The 13,964-nt window shown below is 66.4% G+C and carries 2 protein-coding genes (1 of these 2 cut by a window edge); both read left to right on the top strand.

From position 1 onward, the window contains the following. Positions 1–1,631: the final stretch of a non-ribosomal peptide synthetase gene (locus HV753_RS03445; RefSeq protein ID WP_175173008.1), read on the top strand. Its footprint begins 9,541 nt before the window's first position; 1,631 of the gene's 11,172 nt are visible here — the last part of the coding sequence; the start codon falls outside the window, past its left edge; the stop codon is at positions 1,629–1,631. Continuing rightward, entirely contained in the window at positions 1,632–13,964 is a 12,333-nt protein-coding gene (locus HV753_RS03440; protein ID WP_175173007.1) for a non-ribosomal peptide synthetase, read from the top strand.

Here is a 13,964-nt window from a genome sequence, read left to right as displayed (position 1 = left end):
TTGGCGTATTGATGACGCGCTCGGTGGAAATGGTGGTGGCGTTGCTGGGTGTGATGAAGGCAGGCGCCGCCTATGTGCCGATCGACCCGGAATTGCCCGCCGATCGGCTGAGCTATCTGTTTGAAGACAGTCAGGCGGCGCTGTTGCTGACGCAATCGGTCTGGCTGGAAACCCTGTCAGTTGATGCTCCGCCGGCTTGGGCGCTGGACCAGATCGATCTGTCCGCGCACCCATGCACGCCGGTAGGGCACGTGCCGCATCCGGAACAAGCGGCCTATGTGATCTACACGTCCGGCTCCACCGGCAAGCCCAAGGGCGCCGTCAACCGCCATGGTGCGTTGGCTCAGCGCCTGGACTGGATGCAACAGGCGTATCCCATCGACGCTGCGGACACCGTCTTGCAGAAGACGCCGTTTGGCTTTGACGTGTCGGTCTGGGAATTCTTCTGGCCGCTGATGGTTGGCGCCCAGCTGGCCGTGGCCGAGCCGGGTGAACACCGCGACCCGCAGGCATTGGCCGCGCGCATCGCAGCGCATGGCGTGACAACCTTGCATTTCGTGCCGTCGATGCTGTCGGCATTCTTGGCGGGCGGCGTGATGCAAGCGCAGGTGCCGACATTGCGCCGCATCGTATGCAGCGGCGAAGCCTTGCCGGGAGAATTACGCGACCGTTGCCTTGCTGCGCTGCCCGGCGTGGCCTTGAATAATCTGTACGGCCCGACCGAAGCCGCTATCGACGTCACCTTCCACGACTGCGCGCCCGGTGAAACCGGGCCGGTGGCTATCGGTGCCCCCATCACCGGCACGCAAGTCCATGTGTTGGACGCAGACCTGAACCTGGCGCCGCCGGGGGTTGCCGGCGAGCTTTATCTGGGCGGGGCAGGGCTGGCACGCGGTTATTTATCGCGTCCCGGCATGACCGCCGAACGCTTTGTCGCCAATCCCTTCGGCGCAGGCCGCCTGTACCGCACGGGCGACCGGGTGCGATGGACGGATGCGGGAGAACTCGATTATCTGGGCCGTCTGGACTTCCAGGTGAAGATCCGTGGCCTGCGCATCGAACTGGGTGAAATCGAATCCCGGTTGTTGGCGCAAGAGGGCGTCCGTGAAGCGGTGGTCGTGGCCGTCGAAGGCCCAGGCGGTGGACAGCAGCTGGTGGCTTATGTCGCCCCGCTTGCCGACACCGATGCGCTGCGCCGAGTGTTGGCCCGGGAGCTGCCGGAATACATGGTTCCATCCCAGATCATCCCTCTGGAAACCTTGCCCCTCAGCGCCAACGGCAAGATCGACCGCAAGGCGCTGCCCACGCCGTTGTTCGGCGTCGAAGCCGATGCCACGCCGCCACAGGGGCCGACGGAAACCGCTATCGCCGCCATCTGGGCCGACGTGCTGGGTTGCGCCCCGGTCGGACGCGAGGCCAACTTCTTTGAACTGGGCGGCCATTCGCTCAGCGTATTGCGGGTGCACCGGGCGTTGACGGCGATGGCGCCGGATCTGCCCATGCGCTTGTGCTTCGAGCATTCCAGGCTGGCGGATCTGGCTGCGGCCGTGGACACGCATCAGTCACAACAACAAGACAAGGACACGGCGTTGCGCAGCATGTCTGATTTGCTGGCCGCGCTGGAGGATTGAATGGAACTGGAAAAAACCGCCATTGCGCGCCGTTTCGCCGCGCTGTCGTCTGAAAAACAGGCGAAATTCCTGGAGGCCCTGCGTCTTCAACGCATCGATTTCGCCCAGTTGCCCATCGTGCCGCAGGCCGACGCGCAGCGCGGGGTGCTGTCCTACGCGCAGCAGCGTCAATGGTTCCTGTGGCGGCTTGATCCGCAAAGCAGCGCTTATCACATCTCTGGCGCGCAGCGTCTGCTTGGCCCGCTGGATACGCAAGCGCTGCAAGCCGCATTCCAGATGCTTTGGCGGCGCCACGCCGCCCTGCGCACCGTTTTTGAATCTCTGCCTGACGGCCAGGCGCGACAGCGGGTGCGCGACGACCTGGCATTCAACGTGGATGTCGTGGACCTGGACAACACCGCAGGCGAGGGATCGGACGTCACGCTGACCCAGGCATTGCAAGCGTTCCGACAACAGCCATTTGATCTGGAGCAGGGGCCTTTGCTGCGCGTGCGTTTGTGGCGCGTGACGCCCCAGGAGCATGTGGTCGCGCTGGTTGTTCATCACATCGTGGCTGACGGCTGGTCGATGCAAGTGTTGTTGGACGAATTCGCGGCGGCGTACGCGGCCCTGTTTTCCGGCAAAGAGCCGTCGTTGCCCGAACTTGGCATTGACCTGCAAGACCACGCCCTGTGGCAGCGCCATTGGATGGACGCGGGCGAGTCGGCCCGCCAACTGGCCTATTGGCGTGTCCATCTGGGTGACGACGATGTAGCCCTTGCCTTGCCGACCGACACGCCGCGCGATCCGGCGCACACTGACGACGCGGCTCGCCACGTCTTGAACGTGGATTCCACGCTGGCGGCTGCCCTGCGGACCCGGGCAGCCGCCGCTGGCACCACCTTGTTCACGGTGTTGCTGGCTGCCTACCAGACCCTGCTGCATCGGATCAGTTGCGCGGATGACATTCGCATCGGAGTACCGCTGGCGAACCGCGCGCGCCCCGAGACCCAACACCTGGTGGGCTTTTTGGCCGGCACGCAGGTGCTGCGCGGACGTCCCCGGGGATCGATCAGTCTGAACCAGCTGCTGCAAGAGGCCAAGGAGGCCGTGCATGGCGCGCAGGCGCATCCGGACCTGCCGTTCGAGCAGTTGGTCGATAGCCTGGCGCCGCAGCGCAAGGCGGGCCAGAGTCCGCTGTTCCAAGCCATGCTGAACCATACGCGGGAACAGGGCGATGCCGCCTTGGTGTTGCCGGGCCTGCGATCCCTGGATGTGAGTCTGGGTCGCCAGACCGCCCAATTCGATCTGACGTTGAACAGCAATGAGTCCCCCGACGGGCGTTTGGATGTGACGCTGATCTACGCATCACCGCTGTTCTCGCCGGCCACGATCGCGCGCTGGGCAGCGGATCTGCTGCATATTCTGCAAGCGGTGGCGCATGCGCCTGAACGCCTGATCGCTGAGGTGGCGCCGTTGCCGGAAGAGGTGCGCCAATCGCTGCTGTCGCAAGGCGATGGCGGCGCGGCGCGTCGAGTGCTTTCAGTGCCCGAGAGGCTGGCCGCGCAAGCAGCGGCTACGCCAGATGCGCCCGCGCTGGCGATGGGCGACAGCAAGCTGACGTACGCCGAACTGGATGCCCGCACGAATCAGCTGGCCCATGCGCTGCGTGCCGCTGGATCGGGCGCGGAAACGCGCGTTGGCGTGCTGATGACGCGCTCGGTGGAAATGGTGGTGGCGTTGCTGGGTGTGATGAAGGCAGGCGCCGCCTATGTGCCGATCGACCCGGAATTGCCCGCCGATCGCTTGAGCTATCTGTTTGAAGACAGTCAGGCGAGTCTGCTGTTGACGCAATCGACGTGGCTGGAAACGCTGCCGGCTGGCGCCCCGTCGGCCTGGGCACTGGACCGGATCGATCTGTCCGCGCACCCATGCACGCCGGTAGGCCACGTGCCGCATCCGGAACAAGCGGCCTATGTGATCTACACGTCCGGTTCCACCGGCAAACCCAAGGGTGCGATCAACCGGCACGATGCGTTGGCCCAGCGCCTGGACTGGATGCAGGAGGCGTACCCGATTGGTGGTGCCGATACGGTCTTGCAGAAGACGCCGTTTGGCTTCGATGTATCGGTCTGGGAATTCTTCTGGCCGCTGATGGTTGGCGCCCAACTGGCCGTAGCCGAGCCCGGTGAACACCGCGATCCGCAGGCATTGGCGGCGCGCATCGCGGCGCACGGCGTGACAACCTTGCACTTCGTGCCGTCGATGCTGTCGGCGTTCTTGGCGGGTGGCGTGGTGCAAGCGCAGGTGCCGACATTGCGCCGCATCGTATGCAGCGGCGAAGCCTTGCCGGGGGAACTGCGCGATCGTTGCCTTGCTGCGCTGCCCGGCGTGGCTTTGAACAACCTGTACGGCCCGACTGAAGCGGCCATCGACGTCACCTTCCACGACTGCGCGCCGGGTGAAGCCGGGCCGGTGCCTATCGGTACCCCCATCGCCGGCACGCAGGTCCATGTGTTGGACGCAGACCTGAACCTGGCGCCGCCGGGCGTGGCGGGCGAGCTTTATCTGGGCGGGGCAGGGCTGGCACGCGGTTATCTATCGCGTCCCGGCATGACCGCTGAACGCTTCGTGGCCAATCCCTTCGGCGCAGGCCGCCTGTACCGCACGGGCGACCGCGTGCGCTGGACGGAATCGGGAGAGCTGGACTATCTGGGTCGTCTGGACTTTCAGGTGAAGATCCGCGGCCTGCGCATCGAACTGGGCGAAATCGAGTCCAGGCTATTGGCGCAAGAGGGCGTGCGCGAAGCCGTGGTCGTCGCGGCCAGCGGCCCCGGTGGCGGGCAGCGGCTGGTCGCCTACGTGGCACCGCAAGTCGATAGCGCCGCCTTGCGCACGGCCCTGGCCCGCGAACTGCCCGAATACATGGTGCCGTCCCAGGTCATCCCTCTGGAAACCTTGCCCCTCAGCGCCAACGGCAAGATCGACCGCAAGGCGCTGCCCGCGCCGGTGTTTGACGAGCAAGCCGATGCCACGCCGCCGCAAGGCCCGTTGGAAACCGCGATTGCCGGCATCTGGGCCGACGTGCTGGGTTGCACCTCGGTCGGACGCGAGGCGAACTTCTTCGAGCTGGGCGGGGACTCGATTCTTAGCCTGCAAATCGTGGCGCGGCTGCGTCAACAGGGCTGGGCAGTCAACCCGCGCGACATCTTTGAATACCAGACGGTAGCGCGCCTGGCCTCGGTGGCGCAGCCCTTGCTTGCCCAGGCCGAGACGATAAGCACGCCAGCAGTTGGCCAGATCCAACTGCTGCCTATCCAGGCCGAGTTCTTCCGGCAAGCGATGCCGGTGCGCGACCATTGGAACCAGGCCGTGCTGCTAACCCCGTCCGAACCCTTGGACGAATCAGCATTGCGTGCGGCGCTGGCGCAATTGGTGAATCACCACGACAGTCTGCGGCTGCGCTTCGATGAGGACAGCCAGGGTTGGACGCAGCGCTACGCAGAGGACGCCGCGCCATCCGATCTGCTCTGGACGGCGCAGGCCGCCGATGCGGAGGCACTGACTCGCCAATGCGATGCCGCGCAACGTAGCCTGAAGCTGTCGCAAGGGCCGTTGCTGCGCGCGCTGGCCGTACACATGGCCGACGGCAGCGACCGCCTGCTGCTGGTGGCGCACCATTTGGTGGTGGACGGCGTGTCGTGGCGCATCTTGCTTGAAGACCTGCAAACCGCCTACCAGGCGGCGCGGCAGGGCAGGCAGGCCGCGCTACCGGCCAAAACCGCTCACTACGGCGAATGGACCCGTTATGTCGCCGGCCTGCCGGAACGGATGGATGCCGCCGAGCGTGAATACTGGCAGGACACCTTCCGCGACCACCCAGCGACAACGCTGCCGGTGGATTCTCCCTTGGGTCTGGCCAACGCGGGTCTGCGTGCCTCCTCCGGCTTCACATTGACGGCTGCGCAGACGGCCACGCTGCTCAAGCAGGCCCCCGCCGCCTACCGCACGCAGGTCAATGATCTGTTGTTGACTGCGCTGGCGCGCATGCTGGCCGGCGTCACGGGACAGTCTCAAGTCCGGATCGACGTGGAAGGGCACGGCCGCGAGGCTGACGTCGGAGCGCCGGATATCTCCCGCACCGTGGGCTGGTTCACCGCGATGTATCCGGTGGCATTGGAGGTCAGCGGAGACGTGGGCCAGGCATTGAAGCGCGTGAAGGAAACGCTGCGTGCCGTACCGCGTCGTGGCGTGGGCCACGGCCCGCTGCTTGCGGGCCAGGCTTTGGCATCGTCCCCGGTGTTGTTCAACTACCTGGGCCAGTTCGACGGCAGCTTTGGCGATGCGCAAGGCTGGCAGCCTGCCAGCGAATCGGCCGGCGCCGCCTTGGACGCCGGGGCCGCGCTGTGGCATGAATTGGCCGTGGATGGTCAGGTCTACCAGGGACAGCTCACGATGACGCTCAGCTATAGCCGGGCGCGGTTGAGCGAAGGACGGGCTCGCGACTGGGCCGACCGTTACCGTCAGGCGTTGTTGGAACTGATTGAACACTGCGCAAGTGGCGCGCGCGGCGCCACACCTTCGGATTTCCCGCTGCTTGCATTGACGCAGCATCAGCTTGATGCCTTGCCGTTGACGTGGCCGCGTGTGGAGGATCTGTACGGCGTATCGCCGATGCAGGCCGGCATGATGTTCCATGCCACGGTGGAAGCCGAGGCGGGGTTGTATGTCACGCAGTTGCAGGTGGATCTGCGCGACCTGGATCCGGCGCGGTTGCGGGCCGCGTGGGCCGCCGCGTTGGGGCGCCACGAGGCGCTGCGCAGCGGTTTCGCCGAAGCACCGGGCGGGGCCTCCCTTCAGTGGGTCGCGCGCGATGTGGACTTGCCTTGGCGCGAGCTCGATTGGCGGGGCCAGCTGGACACCGCGTCCGCACTGGAAGCCTTGGCGCGTGAAGAGCGTTTATTGCCCTTCGATTTGGCGGCGCCGCCGTTGATGCGATGGGTGCTGGCGCGCACGGGCGATACGGAATACCGGCTGCTGTGGACCAGCCATCACCTGCTGCTGGATGGATGGAGCACATCACGCCTGCTCGGCGAGGTGTTGCGCGCCTATCAAGGAGAGACGGTGGCGGCGCCCGCGGCCCGTTATCGCGACTATCTTGCGTGGCTGTCCCGCCTTGACACGGCGGATGCGCGCGCCTGGTGGACGGCTGACCTGGCGCGATTAGAGGAACCTTCGCTGCTGGCCACGGCAGCGCCCACGACGGATGACGCGGGGCATGGCGAAATCTCTTGCCGATTGAACGCGGCCGACAGCGCCCAGTTGACGGCTTGCGCACGCCAGCAACGGGTGACGCCCAATACGCTGGTGCAGGCTGCCTGGGCCCGCGTGCTGCAAAGTGAACTGGGACAATCGACGGTGGCGTTCGGCGCCACATCCTCTGGCCGACCGGCCGAGCTGCCCGGCGCGGAAACCTTGCTGGGGCTGTTCATCAACACCATTCCCGTTGTCGTCCCCGCCGCGCCCGCGCTGACCGTGGGCGATTGGCTGCGCGCCGTGCAGGCACGCGGCGTGGCGGCCTTGGATCACCAGCACACTCCGCTCTACGACATTCAACGTTGGGCTGGCCAGGGCGGGCGGGCCTTGTTCGACACCCTGGTGGTGTTCGAGAACTATCCGATTGATGCGGCGCTCCGGGAGGTCAAACCGGGTGGGTTGGAAATTGGCCAAGTACACAATAGCGATCCGACCCATTATCCGTTGACCTTGGAAGCCGCCTTGCGCGAAGACGCCGGGACGCCGGTGCTAAGCCTGCGCTACGTGTATCGGCGCGATTGCCTGACGGACTCCCGGGTCCAATCGTTGGCGGACACATTCAAGCGCGTCTTGACGGCGATGCTTGCCGATCCGAACGGGTTGGTGGCGGATCTGGACGTGTTGGCGTTGCCGGACCGCCAGGCGCTGGTGTCGCAAGGTGACGGCGGCGCGGCGCGCTTGGTGTTGAGCGTGCCGGAACGGCTGGCCGGGCAAGCGGCAGCAACGCCGGACGCGCCCGCGTTGGTCATGGGTGCGGTTCGTCTCAGCTACGCGGAATTGGATGCCCGCACGAATCAGCTGGCCCACGCGCTGCGTGCCGTCGGGGCGGGTGCGGAAACACGGGTTGGCGTGTTGATGACGCGCTCAGTGGAAATGGTAGTGGCGTTGCTCGGCGTGATGAAGGCGGGCGCGGCCTATGTGCCGATGGACCCGGAACTACCCGCCGAGCGGTTGAGCTATTTGCTAGAGGACAGCCAGGCGGAACTGCTATTGACGCAATCGACCTGGTTGGAAACTCTCCCGGTTGATACGCCGCCGGCTTGGGCGCTGGACCAGATCGATGTGTCCGCGCACCCATCCACGCCGATAGGCCACGTGCCGCATCCTGAACAAGCCGCGTATGTAATCTACACGTCCGGGTCCACCGGCAAGCCTAAGGGCGCGGTCAACCGACACGGTGCACTGGCTCAGCGCCTGGACTGGATGCAGCGAGCGTATCCCATCGGCGGCGCGGACACGGTCTTGCAGAAGACGCCGTTTGGTTTTGACGTGTCCGTCTGGGAGTTCTTCTGGCCGCTGATGGTTGGCGCCCAGCTGGCGGTGGCCGAGCCGGGTGAACATCGTGATCCGCAGGCGCTGGCTGCGCGCATTGCAGCGCACGGCGTGACGACCTTGCACTTCGTGCCGTCGATGCTGTCGGCGTTCCTGGCGGGCGGCGTGGATCAAGCGCGGTTGCCGACATTGCGCCGTATCGTATGCAGCGGCGAAGCCTTGCCAGGAGACCTGCGCGACCGTTGCTTTGCCGCGCTACCCGATGTGGCTTTGAACAACCTGTACGGCCCGACTGAGGCGGCCATCGACGTCACCTTCCACGACTGCGTGGTGAACGAAACCGGCGCGGTGCCGATAGGTGCCCCCATCACCGGCACGCAAGTCTACGTATTGGACGCCGACCTGAACCTGGCACCGCCGGGCGTGGCGGGCGAGCTTTATCTGGGCGGGGCAGGGCTGGCACGCGGCTATCTATCGCGTCCCGGCATGACCGCTGAACGCTTCGTGGCCAATCCCTTCGGCGCGGGCCGCCTGTATCGCACGGGTGACCGGGTGCGCTGGACGGACTCGGGTGAACTGGACTATCTGGGCCGTCTGGACTTCCAGGTGAAGATCCGCGGCCTGCGCATCGAGCTGGGCGAAATCGAGTCCCGGCTGTTGGCCCAAGCGGGCGTGCGCGAAGCCGTGGTCGTCGCGGCCAACGGCCCGGGCGGCGGGCAGCGGCTGGTCGCCTACGTGGCGCCGCAAGTCGATAGCGCCGTCTTGCGCACGGCCCTGGCCCGCGAACTGCCCGAATACATGGTGCCGTCCCAAATCATTCCCCTGGAAGCCTTGCCCCTCAGCGCCAACGGCAAGATCGACCGCAAGGCGCTGCCCGCACCGGTGTTCGACGACCAAACGTCCGCCACGCCGCCGCAAGGGCCGTTGGAAACCGCGATTGCCGGCATCTGGGCCGACGTGCTGGGTTGCACCTCGGTCGGACGCGAGGCGAACTTCTTCGAGCTGGGCGGGGACTCGATTCTTAGCCTGCAAATCGTGGCGCGGTTGCGTCAACAAGGCTGGGGCGTCAACCCGCGCGACCTCTTCGAGCACCAGACCGTCGCCCGATTGGCGGTAATGGCGAAACCCTTGCTGGAGGCCGCCGAGGTCCCGCAAGAAGACGTGCCGCACGGCAAACTGTCCGACTATCTGGACGACGACGGCTTGGCGCGCTGCGGGATCGACGCGGCCGCGCTGGAGGACGTGTATCCGGTGTCGCCGGTACAGGAAGGCATGGTCTTTCACTCGCTGGAGTCACCGGGTACCGGCCTGTACGTGAATCAGCTGTCCGTGCCGGTGGGCCACATCGATGTGGCGCGCTTCGCCCAAGCGTGGCGCCTGCTGGTGGCGCGTCATCCCATCTTGCGCACGGGCATCCTGTGGCAAGGCGGCTTGTCGCGTCCGTTGCAACTGGTGTATCGCAACGTGGATGCGGTGGTGCCCGTGTTCGACTGGCGCGGGCAGAACACCGACGATGCACGCATTGCCGCGTACGCCCAGGCGGAACTGACACGCGACTTCGACTATGCGCGCGCGCCGTTGGCCCGCGTCAGCCTGCTGCGTCTGGAGGACGATCGTTATCAACTGGTCTGGACGCAGCACCATGCCTTGATGGACGGCTGGAGCGAATCGCGTCTGATGGGGGAATGGCTACGGGCGTACGCAGGCCAGGAATTGCCCGCGACCGGGCCGGGTTACGGTGCCTATGTCCGTTGGCTGGCACGGCAGGATGCCGCGCGTGGCGAGGCTTGGTGGCGCAAGCTGCTGGGCGGCCTGGATGGGCCGACGTTGCTGGCGTCGGCTGGCAAGCCCACCGGCCAGACCGGCTACGCCAAACGCTATATGCGCCTGGACGCAGCCGCCACTGGCCGCCTGGCGGCCTTCGCACAGCGTGAACGGGTCACGGTCAATACCTTGGTGCAGGCGGCCTGGGCCTTGCTGCTGCAACGTTACACCCGCAAGGACACGGTCGCCTTCGGTTCCACGGTGGCGGGCCGCCCGCCCAGCCTGCCGGGCGTGGAACGGATCATGGGCTTGTTCATCAACACCATTCCGGTGCCCGTCACGCGCCAGCCGGAGCAGTCCGTGGGCGAGTACTTGCGCGGCTTGCAGGCCCTGAACCTGGATCTGCGCGAACAGGAACATACCCCGCTGGCGGATATCCAGCGTTGGGCCGGGTCTGCCGGCCGGTCGCTATTCGACAGCATCATTGTCTTCGAGAACCATCCGGTGGATGCCGTTCTGCGTGGCGACGAACGCTACGGCCTGGACTTTGGCGACGCCGAACGCCAGGGCTTGACGGGCTACGCGATGGATTTGCAGGTGATGTGGGGCGACACCTTGCAAATCGAGTATTGCTATGGCTGCGACGCCTTCGATGCCGGTTTTGTGGAAACGTTGCGCGGCCACATGGAGCACACCTTGTCGGCCATGGCCGAGGACGCCGCGCGCCCCGTGGGTGATCTGCCATGGATTACCCCCGAGCAGCGCGCCGAGGTCTGGGCCTGGGGCGGCCATCGAACCGGCGCATGGCCGCGTCAACCGCAGCAGACGGTCCACGCCCGCATCGCGGCGCATGCCCGCCAGCGCCCCGACGCGCCCGCCATCATCATGGGCACGCGCTGCCTGGACTACGGCACGCTGGATGCTGCCGCCAACCGGTTGGCGCATCGGCTCATGGGCCAAGGCGTTGGCCCGGAAACGCGGGTGGGCGTGCTGATGGAACGCACCCCGGAAGTCTTCGTGGCCTTGCTGGCCGTCCTGAAGGCGGGCGGGTGCTATGTGCCGATGGACCCTGCCTATCCGGCCGAACGGCTTGCGTTCATGATGGCCGATAGCGGCATGGCGCTCTTGTTGTCCCAGCAGCGCCTGCTGGGGCGTGACAGCGTGGCCGCCGCGCTGCCCGCCGGCCTGCCGGTGCTGGCACTGGATGGGCTGGGCGACGGGACGCCTGACGCGACGGCGCCTGCTGCACCGGCGCCCGATCACGATCCGGCCGTGCCGCTGTCCAGCGACAACCTGGCCTATCTGATCTACACCTCGGGCTCCACGGGACGGCCCAAGGGCGTCTGCGTCACGCACGGCCCGCTCAGCATGCATTGCGCCGCCACCGCCGAGATCTACGGCATGAATGCGGATTGGCGGGAATTGATTTTCATGTCGCTGTCGTTCGACGGCGCGCACGAACGTTGGCTGACCTCGCTGATCACGGGCGCCAGTCTGGTGCTGCGCGACGATGAGCTCTGGACGGCGGAACAGACGCTAGGCGTGCTGGGCCGGCACCAGGTGACGCATGCGGCGTTCCCGCCCGCCTACCTGGGGCAGTTGGCCGAGGGCGCGGGCACCGAGGTGCCGCCGGTGAAGCTCTATGTCTACGGCGGCGAAGCCATGCCGCGCGCCACCTACGACAAGGTGCGTCACGCATTGCGCCCACAATGGCTGATCAACGGCTACGGCCCGACCGAAACGGTGGTCACGCCCATGATCTGGAAGTCACGCGGAGACGAGAGTTTCACGTGCGCCTATGCGCCCATCGGCCGGGTCGTCGGCGAGCGGTCGTTGTATGTACTGGACGCCGACCTGCAAGCCGTGCCGGTCGGCCATGTAGGCGAACTCTATATCGGCGGTTACGGACTGGCGCGTGGCTATCTGGGCCGCCCCGACCTGACGGCGGATCGCTTCGTGGCCGATCCATTCGGCACGCCGGGCTCGCGGTTGTATCGCAGCGGCGACCTGGTGCGCTGGATGCCGGATGGCAACATCGAATACGTGGGCCGGGCCGATCATCAGGTCAAGTTGCGGGGGTTCCGCATTGAACTGGGGGAGATCGAAGCAAGGATACGCGAGTGCCCGGGCGTGCTGGACGCCGTGATCACCTTGCACCAGGGCTCCACCGGCGCCCAATTGGTGGCCTATGTGGTGCCGTTGCCTGGCGTGGGCACGCAGGACCTTGCCCGCCATGTGCGCGACTATGCGGCGGCGCATCTGCCTGAACACATGGTGCCTGGGCACGTCGAGCTATTGCCCGAACTGCCGGTGCTGCCCAGCGGAAAACTGGACCGGTCTCGTCTGCCCGAGCCCCGCACGGCGACGGTCGCCCAGGCCGATCACGTGGCGCCACGCACCCCGCGCGAAGCGCGTCTGGCAGAGATCTGGGCGCAGGTGCTGCGGGTGGACAGCGTGGGCATCACCGATAATTTCTTTGAACTGGGCGGGGACTCCATCCTTAGCCTGCAACTGGTGTCGAAAGTCAGGCAAGCGGGCCTGGGGCTGAGCTTCAAGCTGCGCGACCTGATGCGTCACCAGACCATCGACGCCTTGCTGGCCCATCTGGACGAGACGGGCGGCACGGCGCCGGCGGCCATTCCCGCGCCGTCCGCCGCGCCCGCGCCCGCACCCGTACCGTGCACGCCGATTCAAGCGTGGTTCTTTGAAAGCGACATTCCGTCACCGCATCACTACAACCAGTCCGTATTGCTGACTCCGCGTGCGGAGCTGAACCCCGCCTTGCTGCGTGCCGCTGCCCAAGCCGTGCAAGCGCATCACCCGGCCCTGAGGACGCGCTTCTCACGCACGGCCGGCGGCGGCTGGTTGCAGGTCGCGGACGCGCTTGGCGCCCCGGTGGCCCCGTTGGACATCGCGGACGCGGCGGATGCCGACACCCTGCGCCAGTTGTGCACGCAAGTGCAACGCAGCCTGAGCTTTGACGGCGGGCCCATATGGCGGCTGGCGCTTTTCCGTCTGCCTGACGGCCAGCAGCGTCTGCTGGCGGCCGTGCATCACCTGGTGGTCGACGGGTATTCCTGGCGAGTGCTGCTGGAAGACCTGCAAACGGCTTATCGTCAGCTAAGCCTGGGCCAGACCGTGGCGCTACCGGCCGCCAGTGCTCCGTTCGCGGACTGGGCGCGGCATGTGGACCAGACCGCGACGGCCGCCGCCATCGAAGGCCAGGCGGACTACTGGGCCGCGCAGGTGGCCGACGCCTGCGACATTCCGCGCGATCATCCCGACGTGGATACTCCCCGGAGCGAGGACGTGCAGGGTATCGACATCGGACTGAACGCCGATGACACCCGCGCCTTGTTGCGGGCGGCGCAAGGCGTTTATGACGCCGCCATCGACGACCTTCTGCTGACCGCGCTGGGCAGGTGCCTATCGGATTGGGCAGGCGGCGCCGTGTTGGTGGACATGGAAGGGCACGGACGCGAAGGCGACGCGGCGGATATCGATCTGAGCCGCAGCGTGGGTTGGTTCACCACGGTGTATCCGGTACGCCTGTCGGGCGCCGGCCTGCCGCTGCGTCAAGCACTGGCCGATACGCGCCAGGCGTTGCGCACCGTGCCCGAGAAGGGCGTGGGTTTTGGCATGCTGAAGTACTTGGGCACGGCGGCGCAGCAGGCGCGCATGCGCCAGGGTGCCGCGCGGGTCACGTTCAACTATATGGGGCAGTTCGATCAAGCGTTTGACGCCGACGCGCTGTACGCGCCGGCTGATGAACACGGCGGCGCCGAGAAGGATGCGGCGGCCCCGTTGGCGAACTGGCTGGAAGTCGTGGGACGTGTCTATGGCGGCGAACTGTCGTTCAGTTGGCGCTTCAGCCGTCGCATGTACCAGCCCGCCACCATTGAACGGCTGGCCGCCAGCTTCCGCAGTGAATTGCTGGCCTTGCTGAACGCGGATGCCGCAACGCCGCCTGCGCCGCCGCGCAGCACGGCGAACGCCCTGTAG

This window comes from Achromobacter pestifer, assembly GCF_902859625.1.
Lineage (GTDB): Bacteria > Pseudomonadota > Gammaproteobacteria > Burkholderiales > Burkholderiaceae_B > Achromobacter > Achromobacter pestifer.
Note: the sequence above shows the minus strand (reverse complement) of the source record. Positions and strands in the feature narration are given on the sequence as shown.

Bases quoted from the DNA above. Each gene is read 5' to 3' on its own strand.
- HV753_RS03440 (WP_175173007.1), top strand. From the start codon at position 1,632: ATGGAACTGGAAAAAACCGCCATTGCGCGCCGTTTCGCCGCGCTGTCG.